The sequence below is a fragment of the Streptomyces asoensis genome (assembly GCF_016860545.1).
Classification (GTDB): Bacteria; Actinomycetota; Actinomycetes; order Streptomycetales; family Streptomycetaceae; genus Streptomyces; species Streptomyces asoensis.
In genome coordinates, this window is sequence record NZ_BNEB01000005.1 from 1,861,796 (window position 1) to 1,877,908 (window position 16,113).

A 16,113-nucleotide genomic window follows, 5' to 3' on the forward strand; every position below is an offset into this window, starting at 1 on the left:
CACCGGCCTTCCGGTGGGGGCTTCCGGCATGCCCGGCGGCCGCCGCCGTCGGTCAGGTCCGGGCGACGGTGCCGAACCGGACGTCCCGGGGCTCCCCCGGATGCATGGCGGCCAGCATCCGCTCGCCCTCCTCGACCACGTCGGCGCGCTCGGCCCGGGTGAGGGCGGCGAAGGGCTCCACGACCAGGGCGTCCGGATCCAGACGCCACAGTCCGGCCAGGAAGCCGTCGACGAGCAGGGTGCAGTACGCCTGGTTGCCCTGCCAGGCGCGCCCCCGATGGGCGGACGGCACGACCCGGCCGCGGTCGGCGTGGGAGAGCAGCAGGTTGTCGAACTCGGGGAGGAATCGGGGCGGGGCCGGGGTGCGGGGGTCGGGGCGCGGGGCGTCGGGAAGGTCGAACAGCTCCACGCCCCGCTCGTCCCGGAAGACGAGGAGCCGCGGGCGCAGACGCTCGAAGGCCTCGCGCAGCCGCGTCAGACCCGACCAGGTCTGCATGTCCTTGACGGAGGCCGGGCCGAAGGCGGCCAGATGGCGCAGGACGACGTCCTCCGGCGCCGGGGCCGGCTGCGCCGGCCGCCCCAGCCAGTGCTCGGCGGTGGTGAGGGCGACCTGCCCGCTCCTGCCCCACAGTCCGCGCGGGGTGACCTGGACGAGGGGGAGCCGACAGCGGGCCGCGACCGCGAGGGACTGCGGGTCGGCGTCGGGCCACCGGGCGGAGAGGGCCTCGCGCAGCTGCTTCATGGTGCGCGGCTCGGTCTCGACCAGCTCACGGGCGAGGACGGCGAGCAGGTCCAGGTCGACCCCGGCGAGCCCCTTGCGGAAGTAGGTCAGCTCCCGGTCCCGGGCGGGCTGGACGAACGGCCGCAGCGTGAGGCAGTCGTCGGCGGTGTGGGTGTGGATCGTGGACCGCATGCTGACGATCCGGACGACCTCGCGCCCGGCCATCAGCTTCGACAGGTCCTCGGGGACGAACCCGTCGAGCCGGGCGGCGAGCGCGTAGTAGGGCGGCTTCACGTTCTGCGCCTGGAGACCGAGCAGGTGCTCCACCGCCTCCCGCGCGGACAGGGACGAGGGCCGCAGCAGCGCCTGGCGGTCGAGGGTGGCGCGGTTCAGGGCCCGGGCGTCGAGCACCGGCGGATGCGTCGTCTTCGTCATGCACCGCAAACTAACGGCCCTTGCGGACAGCTCGCGTCCGCAACCCGCCTCGCGACCCGGGCGCGACCGTTCTCCGGCCCACGCCGTATGCCCGCTATATCCTGCTACGTGATCCATGCGATCCACGGGATCCGTGCGCCGCGTGCGGTTGCGGATCCCGTGGCAGGCAGACGTACGCAGGTCCGAGCGGGAGGCAGCCCGATGCCCGAGCGTCCCAGGAAGCCCGGCTGGCGCCGCACCCCCTCCGCACCGCAGGCCCCGCCGTCCGAGCCGTCCCCGCCGCAGCCCCCCGGCCCGGCCGGGAGCGCCGGCATCGTGCGCGCCGTCCTGTACCGCGACGGGGTGCGGGTGCTCGCCCCGGCCACGCTGTCGGAGACGTACCGGGCGCTGCGCGAACAGCCGTCGGGCATGGCCTGGATCGGCCTGGCCCGTCCCACCGAGAGCGAACTCCATTCCCTCGCCGCGGAGTTCGGGCTGCATCCGCTCGCCGTGGAGGACGCCAAGGAGGCCCATCAGCGCCCGAAGCTGGAACGCTACGGCGACACCCTCTTCGTCGTCCTGCGGGCGGCCCGCTATCTGGACGCCCCCGAGGAGATCGACTTCGGTGAGCTGCACGTCTTCGTGGGCCCCGACTTCGTCATCACGGTCCGGCACGCCGCCGCCCCCGACCTGTCGGCGGTCCGCCGCCGGATGGAGGAGACCCCCGAACTGCTGAAGCTGGGGCCCGAGGCGGTGCTGTACGCGATCCTGGACGCGGTGGTGGACGGTTACGCGCCGGTCGTCTCGGGGGTCCAGAACGACATCGACGAGATCGAGACCGAGGTGTTCCGCGGCGACCCCGCCGTCTCCCGCCGGATCTACGAACTCTCCCGCGAGATGGTCGAGTTCCAGCGGGCCACCCGTCCGCTGGTCGGCATGCTGCACGGCCTGATGGCCGGTTTCTCCAAGTACGGCACGGACGACGAACTCCAGCGCTACCTGCGCGACGTCGCCGACCACGTCACCCACACCAGCGAGCGCGTCGACGGCTTCCGCCAGGCCCTCACCGAGATCCTCACGGTCAACGCCACCCTCGTCACCCAGCAGCAGAACGCCGAGATGCGGGCCCTGGCGGAGGCGGGGTTCGAACAGAACGAGGAGATCAAGAAGATCTCCTCCTGGGCGGCGATCCTGTTCGCGCCGACGCTGGTGGGGACGATCTACGGGATGAACTTCGCGCACATGCCGGAGCTGCGCTGGGGCCTCGGGTATCCCTTCGCGATCGTCCTGATGGCGGTCGTGTGCGTGAGTCTGTACGTGGTCTTCAAGCGGCGGGACTGGCTCTGAGGAGGGGGTGCCGGTGGCGTGGCGGTCACCGGCACCCGCCCTCTACGGGGCCGGACGGTCAGCGCTTGGCCAGGAGCTCACCGAGCGCGATGTTGAGCTCCAGGACGTTCACCCGCGGCTCGCCGATGAAGCCCAGGGTGCGGCCCTCGGTGTGCGCGTCGACCAGCTCGCGGACCCGGGTGACGGACAGGCCGTTGCGTTCGGCGATCCGGTGGACCTGGAGCTGCGCGTACTGCGGGGAGATGTCCGGGTCGAGACCGGATCCCGAGGACGTCACCGCGTCGGCCGGCACGTCCGAGGGCTTGACGGTGTAGCCGCCGACCGAGTTGTCGGCGATGACGGCGGCCTTGGCGGCGGTCACCCGCTCGACGAGGACCTTGCTGTCGGCGGACAGGTTGCTGGCGCCGGACAGGATCAGCCGGTACCGGGTGTTGACGCTGTTGGTCCCGAGGCCGTCCTGCGGGCGTCCCTGGAACTTGCTCAGGTCGGGCTCGGGGGTCTCCTTGCCCTTCTTGGTCCGCAGGTCGTACGACTGGCCGATGAGCGAGGAGCCCACCACCTTGCCGTCCGCCTGGATCTCGGAGCCGTCGGCCTGATGGCGGAACAGGGCCTGGGCGATGCCGGTGACGGCCAGCGGGTAGACGACGCCGGTCACCAGGGTCAGCACGAGGAGGGCCCGCAGGCCCGCCCCGAGCAGCCGGGTCGTGTTGATCACTGAGTTGTTCATGGCTTCAGCACGCTTTCGGGGATCTACAGCCCGGGGACCAGGGAGAGGAGCAGGTCGATGAGTTTGATGCCGACGAAGGGGGCGATCAGGCCGCCGAGGCCGTAGACCGTCAGGTTGCGCCGCAGCAGCCGGTCGGCGCTGACCGGCCGGTAGCGCACGCCCCGCAGGGCGAGCGGGACCAGCGCGATGATGACGAGGGCGTTGAAGACGACCGCCGAGAGGATCGCGGAGTCCGGCGAGGACAGCCCCATGATGTTGAGCCTGTCCAGGCCCGGATAGACGGCCGCGAACAGCGCGGGGATGATCGCGAAGTACTTGGCGACGTCGTTGGCGATGGAGAACGTCGTCAACGCGCCCCGGGTGATCAGCAGTTGCTTGCCGATCTCGACGATCTCGATCAGCTTGGTCGGATCGGAGTCGAGGTCGACCATGTTGCCGGCCTCCTTCGCGGCCGACGTCCCGGTGTTCATCGCGACGCCGACGTCCGCCTGCGCGAGGGCGGGCGCGTCGTTCGTCCCGTCGCCGGTCATCGCGACCAGTTTGCCGCCCGCCTGTTCCCGCTTGATCAGCGCCATCTTGTCCTCGGGGGTCGCCTCCGCGAGGAAGTCGTCCACGCCCGCCTCCTCGGCGATGGCCCGGGCGGTCAGCGGGTTGTCGCCCGTGATCATGACGGTCCTGATGCCCATGCGGCGCAGTTCGTCGAACCGCTCGCGCATGCCGCCCTTGACCACGTCCTTGAGATGGACGACGCCCAGCACCCGCGCGCCGTCCGCGTCCTCGACGGCCACCAGCAACGGGGTGCCGCCCGCCCCGGAGATGCGCTCGGTGAGCGCGGCGGCGTCCTCGGGCACCTCGCCGCCCCGCTCGCGGACCCAGGCGACGACCGAACCGGCCGCGCCCTTGCGGATCCTGCGCCCGTCGGCGTCCACGCCCGACATCCGGGTCTGCGCGGTGAAGGCGATCCACTCGGCTCCGGCCAGTTCGCCCTGGTGGCGCTCGCGCAGCGCGTACTTCTCCTTGGCCAGGACGACGACGGAGCGACCCTCGGGCGTCTCGTCGGCCAGGGACGACAGCTGGGCCGCGTCGGCGAGTTCGGCCTCGGTGGTGCCGGCCACCGGCACGAACTCCGCGGCCTGCCGGTTGCCGAGGGTGATGGTGCCGGTCTTGTCGAGCAGCAGGGTGGAGACGTCACCGGCGGCCTCGACGGCACGCCCCGACATGGCCAGCACGTTGCGCTGCACCAGACGGTCCATGCCGGCGATGCCGATCGCCGACAGGAGCGCGCCGATCGTGGTCGGGATGAGACAGACCAGGAGGGCGACGAGCACGACCATCGTCAGGTGCGTGCCCGCGTAGTCCGCGAACGGCGGCAGCGTGGCGACCGCCAGCAGGAAGACGATCGTCAGCGAGGCGAGCAGGATGTTCAGCGCGATCTCGTTCGGCGTCTTCTGCCGGGCCGCGCCCTCGACCAGGGCGATCATGCGGTCGATGAAGGTCTCGCCCGGCTTCGTGGTGATCTTGACGACGATCCGGTCGCTGAGGACCCGGGTGCCACCGGTGACGGCGCTCCGGTCGCCGCCGGACTCCCGGATGACGGGTGCCGACTCGCCGGTGATGGCGGACTCGTCCACGCTCGCGACGCCTTCGACGACATCGCCGTCGCCCGGGACGACGTCGCCCGCCTCGCAGACGACCAGGTCCCCGACGCGCAGCGCGGTGCCGGGCACCCGTTCCTCGCGGTCGCCGGTGAGGCGGCGGGCCACACTGTCGGTCTTGGCCTTGCGCAGGGTGTCGGCCTGCGCCTTGCCGCGTCCCTCGGCGACCGCCTCCGCCAGGTTGGCGAAGACGACGGTCAGCCAGAGCCAGACGCTGATGGTCCAGCCGAACAGGTCGCCGGGGTCGGTGAAGGAGAAGACGGTGGTCAGCAGGGAGCCGACCCAGACCACGAACATGACGGGCGACTTGACCATCACCCGCGGGTCGAGCTTGCGCAGGGCGTCGGGCAGGGACCTGAGCAGCTGTCCGGGGGTGAAGAGCCCGGCACCGGCCCGGCTCCCCCCGGGGCCGGCCGGCGCGTCCCGGTGAGGTGCCCGGACGGGGGTGACTGTGGACATCGGGTCCTCTTGCTTCGTTGCGTCGGTCGTCATGACGCCAGCCCCTCGGCCAGCGGTCCCAGGGCGAGGGCCGGGAAGTACGTCAGACCGGTGATGATCAGGATGGCGCCCACCAGCAGTCCGGTGAACAGCGGTTTCTCGGTGCGCAGGGTGCCCGCGGTGACGGGCACCGGCTTCTGTCCGGCGAGCGAACCGGCCAGGGCCAGCACGAACACCATCGGCAGGAACCGGCCGAGGAGCATCGCGAGACCCAGCGTGGTGTTGAACCACTGGGTGTCGGCGTTCAGCCCGGCGAAGGCCGATCCGTTGTTGTTCGCGGCGGAGGTGTAGGCGTAGAGGATCTCGGAGAAGCCGTGCGCTCCGGTGTTGGTCATGGAGTTGCCCGGGGTGGGCAGGGCCATCGCGGCGGCGGTCAGGACGAGCACCAGCGCCGGGGTGACGAGGATGTAGCAGGCGGCGCACTTGATCTCACGGGTGCCGATCTTCCGGCCCAGGTACTCGGGTGTGCGGCCGACCATGAGACCGGCGATGAACACCGCGATGATCGCCATGACGAGGATGCCGTAGAGCCCGGAGCCGGTGCCGCCGGGCGCGATCTCGCCCAGCTGCATGCCCAGCATGGTGATCCCGCCGCCCAGGCCGGTGAAGGACGAGTGGAAGGAGTCCACCGCGCCGGTCGAGGTGAGCGTCGTCGACACCGCGAAGATCGACGAGGCGCCGATCCCGAAGCGGGTCTCCTTGCCCTCCATCGCGCCTCCGGCGATCTGGAGCGCCGGCCCGTGGTGCGCGAACTCGGTCCACATCATCAGCGCGACGAAGCCGATCCAGATGGTGGCCATGGTCGCGAGGATCGCGTAGCCCTGCCGGACCGAGCCGACCATGACGCCGAAGGTGCGGGTCAGCGCGAAGGGGATGACGAGCAGCAGGAAGATCTCGAAGAGGTTGGTGAACGGGGTGGGGTTCTCGAACGGGTGGGCGGAGTTGGCGTTGAAGTAGCCGCCGCCGTTGGTGCCGAGTTCCTTGATGGCCTCCTGCGAGGCGACGGCGCCGCCGTTCCACTGCTGGTCGCCGCCCATGAACTGGCCGACTTCGTGGATTCCGGAGAAGTTCTGGACGGCCCCGCACGCGACGAGCACGACGGCGGCGACGAGGGCGAGCGGCAGCAGGATGCGGGTCACCCCGCGCACCATGTCCGTCCAGAAGTTGCCGAGTTCACCGGTGCGCGGCGCGGATCCGCCGCCCGGGCCGGACCGGGAGCGCGGGGCGGCGAACGCGCGTACCAGCGCCACCGCGACCGCCATGCCGACGGCCGCCGACACGAAGTTCTGCACGGCGAGTCCGGCCGTCTGCACGACGTGGCCCATGGCCTGTTCGCCGTAGTAGGACTGCCAGTTGGTGTTGGTGACGAACGACGCGGCCGTGTTGAACGCCTGGTCGGGATCGATCGACCTGAAGCCGAGCGAACCGGGCAGGACGCCCTGGAGCCGCTGGAGCAGGTAGAGGAAGACGACACCGGCCAGCGAGAACGCGAGCACACCGCGCAGATACGCCGGCCAGCGCATCTCGGTGTCCGGGTCGGCGCCGATACCGCGGTAGATCCACTTCTCCACCCGCCAGTGCCGGTCGGAGGAGTAGACCCTGGCCATGTAGGTGCCGAGGGGGACGTAGGCGAGCGCCAGCGCCGCTATGAGCGCGAGCAGCTGGAGGACGCCGGCTGGTACGGGACCCATCTCCTGTCTCAGAACCTCTCCGGGAAGATCAGGGCAAGGACGAGATAGCCCAGCAGGGCGACGGCCACGAGCAGGCCGACGACGTTCTCGGCGCTCACAGCTTGGTCACCCCCTTGGCGACGAGGGCCACCAGCGCGAACACCGCGACCGTGGTGACGACGAAGGCCAGATCGGCCATCGTGAACTCCTAGGGCTGGATGAGATCCGGCTTCGGAAGAGAAGCGGACAGTCCGAGCAAACCCCGGCCCCGGCCCGGTGCGGCCGCTCGTTGACGACTCCCTTACGGCGGCCCCCTCACCTTTGACGACTCCCTTACGGCGGCCCGCGCCGAGAGGCCCGGCGGCGTCCTCCACCGCCGGTGCGGGCGGGCGCACCCGGGGCCGGTCCGGCAGTCGGCGGCGCACCTCCCGCAGAGCGTTCACCCGCATACCGTTGCAACGAAGCCGGGCGGGTTGTTGCGTTAGCGTCGCCGCCATTGCAACGATTTCCGGGCTTCTACCGGCAGTTATGCCCGACCGGGGCAGCAAATCGATTGCCACTCACCCGAACGCAACGTAGCGTTTTCATATCAGGAAACGTCACTCGGCCCCTCGCGGGACGAGGGCGCGTTTCGCGGGGTGAGCGGTCGGAGGGGGCGGACGATGGAGACGGTGCCGGGCCGAAGACGGACGGCGGCGGGCGCCTTCGCCCGCTTCGTGCTCTGCGGCGGCGGGGTGGGAGTGGCGGCCGGTTTCGCAGTGGCGGCCCTCGCGTCCCTGGTCCCCTGGGTCCTGGCCAATGCCCTGATCACTGTGGTCTCGACGCTCCTCGCCACCGAACTGCACGCCCGCTTCACGTTCGGTGCGGGCGCACGCGCGACCTGGCGCCAGCACACGCAGTCGGCCGGGTCCGCCGCGGCCGCCTACGCCGTGACCTGCACGGCGATGCTCGCCCTGCACCAGCTGACGGCGGCACCGGGGGCGGTGCTGGAACAGGTCGTCTACCTGTCGGCCTCCGCACTCGCCGGAGTCGCGCGGTTCGCGGTGCTGCGCCTCTTCGTCTTCGCCCGCGACCGCGCCCGGGTCCCCGCCACCGCCACCGCCCGCACCACGCACCCGGTGCGGTCGGCCGTGCCCTGCACCGCGGCGCCGGCCGGTCCCGCGGCGCTGTGCCGCGCGGCCTGACGGTCGCGGGGGCGGGAACGGCGTCGCCTCGCCCCCCTGAGGATCACGGGGGGGGCGGGGAAACGGCGTTGCCCCGCCCCGCGGCGGTTCATTAGGCTCGCTCGGGTGACTGCCGGGTCGGCCTTGGGCCACGCACGAGTGAGGGTCCCGGCCGCTGCGTGAGCGCGAGGCGGGCACGAGCCCCGCCCCTTCTCCGTGTCCTCGTCGGCGCCCTTGCGCATCGCCCCCGTCCCAGCGGAACCGAAGACCCGGAGACACCCACCCATGTCGTACGAGCAGCAGCACCCGCAGCGATCCGGACCGTCCACCACCACCGTCCGCCTCGACCACACGGCCGTGTACGCCACGGACCGGCGCCTGTCGGCCGAGTTCCTCGCCGCGGTCCTGGAGCTGGAGGTAGGTGCCCCCTTCGGGCCCTTCCTGCCCGTGGACCTCGGCAACGGCGTCACGCTCGACTACTACGAGAAGCGCGACGAGCCGATCCAGTCGCAGCACTACGCGTTCCTCGTGCCCGACGCGCGGTTCGACGCCATGATCGCGCGGCTGGAGGCCGTCGGCGTCACCTACTACGCCGACCCCGGCCACACCGAACCCGGCCGGGTCAACCGGCTGTTCGGCGGTCGCGGCGCGTACTTCCCCGACCCGGACGGCCACAACATGGAGATCATGACGCGGCCGTACGTCCGTCCCTGAGAAGCCGGGGCAAGGCCGGGGTGGCGGTGTCCTTCCGGTCCGTCCGGAAGGACACCGGCGCCCCTGCCTGCCCTCAGGCCGCGAGGACGGCCGCGGCCGTCCCCGAGCCCTCCGCTTCGTCGAGGAGACCGGTGAGCGTGGCACGGGCGCGGGCCACGCGGGAGCGGATCGTGCCGACCGGGCAGCCGCCGGCCCGGGCGGCCTCCTCGTAGGGCAGCCCGGCCAACTGGGTCAGGACGAACGCCTCACGGCGCTCGGCGGGCAGCGCGTCCAGCAGGTCGAGCAGGGCGACGCCGTCGTCGAAGCCCGGCAGACCGCTCGGCTGGGCCCGTTCGGCCCAGGTCGTCCAGTCGTCCAGGTCGGCCGGCCGCGGCCGGGCGGCCGCGTGCCGCAGGCTGTCGACGACCGTGCGGCGCGCGATGGCCAGCAGCCAGGTGCGGGCCGACGAGCGCCCCTCGAACCGGTGCAGGCTGCCGAGAGCCCGCAGGAACGTCTCCTGCGTGAGGTCGTCGGCCAGCTGACGGTCCGCGCAGAGGTACGTGACGCAGCGGACGACGTCCGGACGCAGCGCCCGTACGAAGCGGTCGACCGCGTCGGGATCGCCCGCGCGGGCAGCGAGGGCCCAGAGGGTGGCCGGGTCGTCGGGGCACGCCGGGACGCCGGTCCGACCGGTCGCCGTGCGCCCCGCGTCACGTTTCCCGGACGGCAGGGGGAGGACAGGAGTGATCACCTGAGGTCCTTCTCGGGTGGTCCGGGACCGGTCCGACCCCGCGCGGGCACGGACCGGGCGTGCGTCGGGCACGCCCGGCGGGAGAGCCTGCGCCGCGGAAGGGCCCCGGGACGGGAGGGAGGAGGGGGCGTGCGACGCGCACACCCCGCGCCCGGGGCCGCGGAAACCGGCAGACAGGGTGCCTGCGCAACGGCCTCGGGAAACCGGCTGTCTCAGACGACAGCGGTCCCCGCCGGAGGCCCTCGGGAGATGATCGTGTGGGTGAGCGTCAGGCGCGGTACGCGCTCGGCGCGTTCGTCCGCCGGCCGCGGGCGGGGCCGGTGCGGTGGGACGGGCAGGGCCAGGAGGGGCAGCCTCAGCGGGGCGGCCAGCCACCCGGCGACGGCCCGCAGGAGACGGAACGCGGCCCGCTCGCCGTGGGCCAGCCACAGGCCGGTGAGCAGGGCGGCGAGCGTATGGGCGGCGAGCATGCCCCCCGACGGCACACCGTCCGCGCCGTGGGCCATGTGGTGGCCGAGCTGTCCGGTGTGCGCCAGGTGCCCCATGGACAGGGACTCCAGGGGACCCGGGGAACCCATGTCCATCGCGTCCATGTGCAGAGAGCCCATGTGCAGAGAGCCCATGTGCATCGGGCCCATGTGGCTCGACCCCATGGACATGCCGCTCATGGCGCCCGGGACCTGGTGCGCCGGGAGGCCCGTACCGGAATCCGGTGCCGACGCACCGCCCCACGAGAAGGCCGAGTGGAGGGCGCCCTGCGCGACGACCACGACGGACACCACCGGCGCGAGCCCGCGTTCACGGCCGGCCAGCACCCAGCCGGCACCGCCCGTGACGGCGAAGCCGGCGGACAGCGTCCACCAGGGCACGGCGGAGCCCGACATGAGGACGTGTCCGAGGGCAGCGAGCAGCACGCACACGGCCGCGAACACCGCGGCCCGTGTCGTGCGCACACCCCACCCAGCAGTCATGACGGCCTCATCCTCGCATCCGGGCGCCGCTCGTCACGGGTGGGTACGCACGGCACCCGGCCCCGCCACTCACCCCGGGGAGAGTGATACAGGACACAGCGCCCGGCCGGAAGCCGGCCGCCGGTCCCGCCGCCGGGCGTCCCGGCGGCGGGTGCCGGTGGCGGGGCCGCCCGCGGTCCTACTCGGGCCGCGACCCGGCGGAACGGCCGCGGACGACGGCGAACGCCGCGGCCGCCAGCCCCAGGACGCCCACGGCCAGTCCGGCGGCGCCGAGACCCCGGGCCGTGGAGTCGTCGCCGGAGGCGGTGGAGGAGGCGGAACTCTTCGCGCTCACCGAAGGGGCCGCCGCCCCGGCGCCGTCCTGCGCCGCTCGGTCCGCGCCCTTCGCGGTGAGTTCGAGGACCGGCGCCGGGTTCTCCGGCTCGTCGGCGCCGGCCGCCGCCTCCTCGATCCAGCGGACGGTCTTGCCGTCGGAGTACGTCTGGAGCGTCTTGAACGTCAACCGGCCGACGTCGTCGGGAAGCTGACCGAACGCCACGTCGAAGTCCTCGAACTGCCCGGCGGCGATCTTCCCGCCGGTCCAGGTGATCTCGGAGACGGCGTCCGTGACGGTGCCGTCGTCGGTCTTGACCGGTGTCTTGAGCCTGGTGTTCTTCACCGAGGCCGTCCAGCCGTCGCGCGGCGAGACCAGAACCCCGAGCACCGGGTGGTCCGTCGGCAGGAAGACCTGCACCTCGGTGGTGGTCACGGCGTCGTCCTCGTTGGGGACCCGGAAGGTGAGGACCCCGTCCGTGGCGCCCTTGGCGTAGCTCTCGGGGTGCACGGTGACGTGCGCGGAGGCGGCCCCGGCCGCCGCGAGGACTCCGGCGGCGGCGAGGGCGGCGACGGCGGCGGCCCGGCGCAGCACCGTGCCGGGCCTGCGGGTGACGCCGGCGACCGTGGTGCTGCTGGTGGTGGTGTCGGTGGTGCTGCTGGTGGTGGTCGTGGTGCAAGTCGTGGACATGACTGTGTGGTCTCCGTACCGAGGGAGGAGGGACGTCGGGTGCTGGAGCGCGCGGCGCTCACGACCTCCCCGTCGGCGGCCCCCGCCGGTGCACCGCGTGCCGCAACCGCACCTGGGGCAGCACTCCCGCCCCCGCGACGGCCGGGCACCACGGTCCGGGCACCTCCGGAACTCCCTGGAAACCCCGGACCACCCGCCACCAGGCGGCGAGCCCGGGCACACAGCGGGCCGCCCGGCGCAGCAGGGACCACAGCGCGGCCTCCCCGCGCCGCAGCCACCAGGTCAGCAGCAGGGCCGCGCCGATGTGCGCGGCGGTGGCGTGCGCCGTCAGCGCGTGCGGGGCCGGTGCGAGCGGGTGGGAGTGGACGGTCCGCATCCCGTGCATGACCATCGCCGTGTGCGGCCGGGCGGTGTGGAACGCGAGGTGCAACCCGCCCTGCGCCGCCGCGGTCCCGGCGCCGATTCCGGCCAGTGAACGTTCCCGCCCGCCGAGCAGACAGCCGGCCGCGAAGACCGGCACGGCTCCCGCGAGCTGCGTCCACACCGGCGGCGCCTCGCCCGTGGCCAGCACATGTCCGCCGGTGGCGAGCAGCACGCACAGCACGGCGAACACCGCCGCACGCAGGCACCGCACCGCCAGGGACGCCCTCACGACGCCCGATGCTGCCATGCGGCGCGAGGACCGCTCCCCCTGCCCCCGCATGCGCACCACCATCACGTCCCGCCGGCCGAACCCGCACCCCCTCTACGGGTCGGACCCGGACACCGTTCAGTTCCCTGCCGTCCGCGGTCTCCGCGCGGCTCGTTCACCTCAGCGCGCCCTCCTCGCCGAACGACAGCGGCAGGAAGCGCTCGGCCATGCGGGCGTAGCCGGCCGCGTTGGGGTGCAGGCCGTCCGGGAGGTCGTCGACGTCGTCCGGCCCGAACAGCGTCGTCCCGTCCAGGAGCCGGATCCGGTCGTCACCGTCACGGCGGCGCTGTTCGACGGCCCGCCCCAGCAGTTCGCGGATGCGGGTGAGCGTGAGGGCGCCGAGTGCCAGCTCGGCGGGCCGGTCGGCGGCGCGGACCCTCCCGTCGGGGCCCACCAGGGTCGGGCCGGGCCGCTGTTCGGCGGCCGGGCAGAAGAGGGGGGTGACGACCAGGACCGGTGTGTCCGGGTGCCCGTCGCGGATCGTGTCGAGGAATCCGTGCAGCGCCGGGACGAAGGCGCGTTCGCGCATGCTGTCGGCGTTCAGGACGTTGATGCCCAGTTCGAGGCTGATCGCACTCGCGGGCAGGTCACGGACGGCACGGGCCATGAAGGGATCCAGCTGGCACTGCCCGCCGAGGCCCAGGTTGAGCAGCGACCGGCCCGCGCAGCGGGCCACGGCGGCCGGCCAGGTGGCGGTCGGGCGGTCCGCGTCCGCGCACTGGCTGACGGAACTGCCGTAGTGCACCCACAGCGGTCCGCTCGCCGGGGCGGGACGCAGCGAAGCCCCCTCCGGGACCCGTACGTCGGCCAGCGTGCAGGCCGGGGCGACGGGCAGCCAGATCTCGACGCGCCGCTCACGGGCCCGGTCGCCGACGGCGAACCGGACCGTGCAGGGTTCGGCCGGGCGGGCCTCCAGAGAGCCGGTGGCGGGGTCGAGGTAGACCGGGCTCTGTCCGGTCGCCACGACCGGCTCGCGGAGTTCACCGTCGACCACCAGGTCGAAGACGCTGCCGGCGGCCGGCATGCCCGGCAGCAGCACCACGCTCAGCACGACGTCGAGTTCGAGTGCGGTGGCGTCCGTGAGCATCTCCAGCCGCACGCCGGAGGGCACCGAGCTGCTGAAGTCGAACGCCCTGTCGTCCAGCCGGGCGCGTCCCGTGTCCGGCGACCGGTGCAGCGTGACTCCGGCGGCGCCGGTCGTCTTCCCCAGCGCGCCGACGACACAGCCGAGCGCGGGATCGAGGACGGAATGCATACGGGGGACCTCTCGGTGTCGGTCGTAGTCATGTGTCCGCCATTCGCCGCCGCAGTCCACGACGACCCGGCGCCGTGGCGGAGCGCACCACGGCGCGCGGCGCCGTCTCCTGCCCGAGCGGTACGCGGTGCTCCTCCTGGAGGAGTACCGCGGGCGCCCCGGCTCGTGCACCGGCACCAGGCGGGAGAGCCAGCAGGGGCACGATGTGCCGACGCGTCCTCCCGGGCCACGCTGGGCGTCCACCCGAACCCGGACCTGGAGATCTCTTTCCCGTGGCTACCTTGCTCTACCGGATGGGCCGGACCGCCTTCCAGCGGCGCTGGCTCGTGACGCTGTTGTGGGCGGTGGTCCTCGGCGCCGTCGGCCTGGGCGCCGCCAAGGCGCCCGCCGCCGGCGACGACGGCACGTCCTTCATGCCCGGCATCGAGGCCCAGCGCGCCTTCGACCTGATCGGGGAGCGCTTCCCCGGCGCGGACGCCGACGGCGCGAACGCGCGGATCGTGTTCGTGGCGCCCGACGGCCAGAAGGTGACCGCGCCCGGTCCCCGCGCCGCGGTCGACGGGCTCGTCGAGCGGGTCGCGACGGGGTCGCGGGTCGCCGGGGTCGTGGACCCGTTCACCGCGGGCGCCGTCAGCGAGGACGGCTCGACCGCCTACGCGACGGTGAACTACGAGGTCAAGGCCGGCGATCTCACCGACGCCGAGAAGAACGCCCTGGAGCGGGCCATCGGGGAGGTGCGGCGCTCCGGGCTCACGGTGGAGGTGGGCGGCACCGCGCTCGCCGCACAGCCCGCGGCGGGCGGTTCCTCGGAGGCCGTCGGCATCGCCCTGGCCGCCGTGGTCCTGCTGATCACCTTCGGGTCCCTCGCGGCCGCCGGCCTGCCGCTGCTCACCGCCGTCGTCGGCATCGGGGTCTCGACGGCCGCCATCCTGGCCCTCGGGAGTGTCTTCGGGCTGTCCCTGACCACGGGGACGCTCGCCGGCATGCTGGGGCTCGCGGTCGGCATCGACTACGCCCTCTTCGTGGTCTCCCGGTACCGCGAGGAGCGCGCGAACGGACACGACCCGCGCGAGGCGACCGGCCTCGCCGTCGGCACCGCCGGGTCCGCCGTGGTCTTCGCCGGTCTGACCGTCGTCATCGCACTGGCCGGTCTGTCGGTGGTCGGCGTCCCGATGCTGACGAAGATGGGCCTGTGCGCCGCGGGAGCCGTGGTCGTCGCCGTGCTGATCGCCCTCACCCTGGTGCCCGCCCTCCTCGGCATGTGGCCGCAGGCCGTGCTCTCCCGCCGCGTGCGCAAGGGCCGCGCCGTGACCGGGGAGGCCGGCGGCGGTTCCCGGTGGGCCCGTCTCGTGCTGCGCCGCCCGGTGACCGTGCTGGTGACGTGCGTCGTCGGGCTGGGCGCCCTGGCCCTGCCCGCCACCCACCTGGAGATGGGCATGCCGGGGGCCGAGTCCAAGCCCGTCTCGTCGACGGAACGACGCGCCTACGACGCCCTCGCGGAGGGCTTCGGCGCGGGCTTCAACGGGCCGCTGACCATCGTCGCGGACGTCAGGGGCGTCACGGGGGCCGAGGCCGCCGTCAAGACGATCGCCCGGGAGATCGGCGCGACCCGCGGGGTGGTGTCCGTCTCCGCCGCGCGCTTCGACGAGGCCGGTGACACCGCGTTGTTCTCGGCGGTCCCGGCGAGCGGCCCCAACGACGAGGACACCAAGGACCTGGTCCAGACGATCCGCTCGCAGCGCCCCGCGCTCGAGCGGGAGACCGGCGCCACGTTCGAGGTCACCGGCAGCACCGCGATGAACATCGACGTGGCGCGGGCGCTCCAGGACGCGCTCGTCCCGTATCTGGCCGTCATCGTGGTCCTGGCGCTGCTCCTGCTGCTGGTGGTCTTCCGCTCGGTGCTCGTCCCGGTCAAGGCCGCCTTCGGGTTCCTGCTGTCGGTGCTGGCCTCGCTGGGCGCGGTCGTGGCGGTCTTCCAGTGGGGCTGGGGCGCCTCGCTGCTGGGGGTGGAGCAGACCGGGCCGATCATGAGCCTGATGCCGATCTTCCTGGTGGGGATCGTCTTCGGCCTGGCGATGGACTACGAGGTGTTCCTGGTCGCCCGGATGCGGGAGGCGTACGTGCACGGGGACAGCGCTCCCCAGGCGGTCGTCACCGGCTTCCGGCACAGCGCGCGGGTGGTGGTGGCCGCCGCGGTGATCATGATCGCGGTGTTCTCCGGCTTCGTCGGCGCCGACGAGTCGATGATCAAGACCATCGGTTTCGGTCTCGCCGTCGCCGTGCTGTTCGACGCCTTCCTCGTGCGGATGACGCTCGTCCCCGCGGTGCTGGCCCTGCTCGGCGACCGGGCGTGGTGGCTGCCCGGGTGGCTGGACCGGCTCCTGCCCCGGGTGGACGTCGAGGGCGTCGGACTCGCCCGGCGGCCCGTGCCCGCCGCCGGCCCGGTGCCCGGCGAGGCCGCACCGCAGGAACCGGCCCGCGCCTGAGCCCGTCCCGCCGCGGCGGCGGCCTGCGGACGCCGTGGCCCGCGATGCCAGGTCACGGCGCCTCGGAG

Annotated in this window: 14 protein-coding genes; 4 read left to right on the forward strand and 10 right to left on the reverse strand. The window is 73.1% G+C overall.

Going from position 1 to position 16,113, the window contains the following annotated elements:
* Nucleotides 1–52 precede the first annotated feature (52 nt).
* Nucleotides 53–1,156, reverse strand: coding sequence for a winged helix DNA-binding domain-containing protein (locus Saso_RS30990; protein ID WP_189923222.1), 1,104 nt, complete (start codon nt 1,154–1,156; stop codon nt 53–55).
* Between the two features lie 201 nt (nt 1,157–1,357).
* Between Saso_RS30990 and Saso_RS30995 the strand changes: the two genes are divergently transcribed.
* A complete protein-coding gene (locus Saso_RS30995; protein WP_189923221.1) occupies nt 1,358–2,482 on the forward strand; it encodes a magnesium and cobalt transport protein CorA in 1,125 nt (374 codons plus the stop codon).
* 58 nt (nt 2,483–2,540) lie between these two features.
* On the opposite strand, the gene Saso_RS31000 is transcribed toward Saso_RS30995, so the two are convergent.
* From Saso_RS31000 to kdpF, 4 genes are read right to left on the reverse strand one after another with little or no spacing between them, the layout of a single operon-like run.
* Entirely contained in the window at nt 2,541–3,209 is a 669-nt protein-coding gene (locus Saso_RS31000; RefSeq protein ID WP_189923220.1) for a potassium-transporting ATPase subunit C, read from the reverse strand.
* Nucleotides 3,210–3,232: 23 nt separating this feature from the next.
* On the reverse strand, nt 3,233–5,323 hold the full coding sequence (kdpB, locus tag Saso_RS31005) for a potassium-transporting ATPase subunit KdpB (protein WP_189923219.1): 2,091 nt from the start codon (nt 5,321–5,323) through the stop codon (nt 3,233–3,235).
* A gap of 29 nt (nt 5,324–5,352) precedes the next feature.
* Nucleotides 5,353–7,053: a potassium-transporting ATPase subunit KdpA gene (kdpA, locus tag Saso_RS31010; RefSeq protein ID WP_189923218.1), complete on the reverse strand. Its 1,701-nt coding sequence runs from the start codon at nt 7,051–7,053 to the stop codon at nt 5,353–5,355.
* A gap of 8 nt (nt 7,054–7,061) precedes the next feature.
* Nucleotides 7,062–7,151, reverse strand: a complete 90-nt coding sequence (gene kdpF / locus Saso_RS31015) for a K(+)-transporting ATPase subunit F (protein WP_189923217.1) — start codon at nt 7,149–7,151, stop codon at nt 7,062–7,064.
* Nucleotides 7,152–7,694: 543 nt separating this feature from the next.
* On the opposite strand from kdpF, the gene Saso_RS31020 reads away from it, so the two are divergent.
* Together Saso_RS31020 and Saso_RS31025 are read left to right on the forward strand one after the other, a co-directional pair.
* On the forward strand, nt 7,695–8,216 hold the full coding sequence (locus tag Saso_RS31020; protein WP_189923216.1) for a GtrA domain-containing protein: 522 nt from the start codon (nt 7,695–7,697) through the stop codon (nt 8,214–8,216).
* Between the two features lie 264 nt (nt 8,217–8,480).
* Entirely contained in the window at nt 8,481–8,909 is a 429-nt protein-coding gene (locus Saso_RS31025; RefSeq protein ID WP_189923215.1) for a VOC family protein, read from the forward strand.
* 73 nt (nt 8,910–8,982) lie between these two features.
* Here Saso_RS31025 and Saso_RS31030 read toward each other — a convergent pair whose 3' ends face one another.
* The 5 genes from Saso_RS31030 to Saso_RS31050 all read right to left on the reverse strand — a co-directional run bounded on the left by Saso_RS31030 (nt 8,983) and on the right by Saso_RS31050 (nt 13,559).
* On the reverse strand, nt 8,983–9,639 hold the full coding sequence (locus Saso_RS31030) for a sigma-70 family RNA polymerase sigma factor (protein ID WP_189923214.1): 657 nt from the start codon (nt 9,637–9,639) through the stop codon (nt 8,983–8,985).
* 212 nt (nt 9,640–9,851) lie between these two features.
* A complete protein-coding gene (locus Saso_RS31035; RefSeq protein ID WP_189923213.1) occupies nt 9,852–10,610 on the reverse strand; it encodes a hypothetical protein in 759 nt (252 codons plus the stop codon).
* Nucleotides 10,611–10,788: 178 nt separating this feature from the next.
* On the reverse strand, nt 10,789–11,613 hold the full coding sequence (locus Saso_RS31040) for a YcnI family protein (RefSeq protein WP_189923212.1): 825 nt from the start codon (nt 11,611–11,613) through the stop codon (nt 10,789–10,791).
* A 58-nt stretch (nt 11,614–11,671) separates the two neighbouring features.
* On the reverse strand, nt 11,672–12,265 hold the full coding sequence (locus tag Saso_RS31045) for a hypothetical protein (protein ID WP_229901328.1): 594 nt from the start codon (nt 12,263–12,265) through the stop codon (nt 11,672–11,674).
* 154 nt (nt 12,266–12,419) lie between these two features.
* A complete protein-coding gene (locus Saso_RS31050) occupies nt 12,420–13,559 on the reverse strand; it encodes an SGNH/GDSL hydrolase family protein (RefSeq protein WP_189923211.1) in 1,140 nt (379 codons plus the stop codon).
* A gap of 272 nt (nt 13,560–13,831) precedes the next feature.
* Between Saso_RS31050 and Saso_RS31055 the strand changes: the two genes are divergently transcribed.
* Nucleotides 13,832–16,045, forward strand: coding sequence for an MMPL family transporter (locus Saso_RS31055; RefSeq protein WP_189923210.1), 2,214 nt, complete (start codon nt 13,832–13,834; stop codon nt 16,043–16,045).
* The last annotated feature ends 68 nt before the right edge of the window (nt 16,046–16,113 follow it).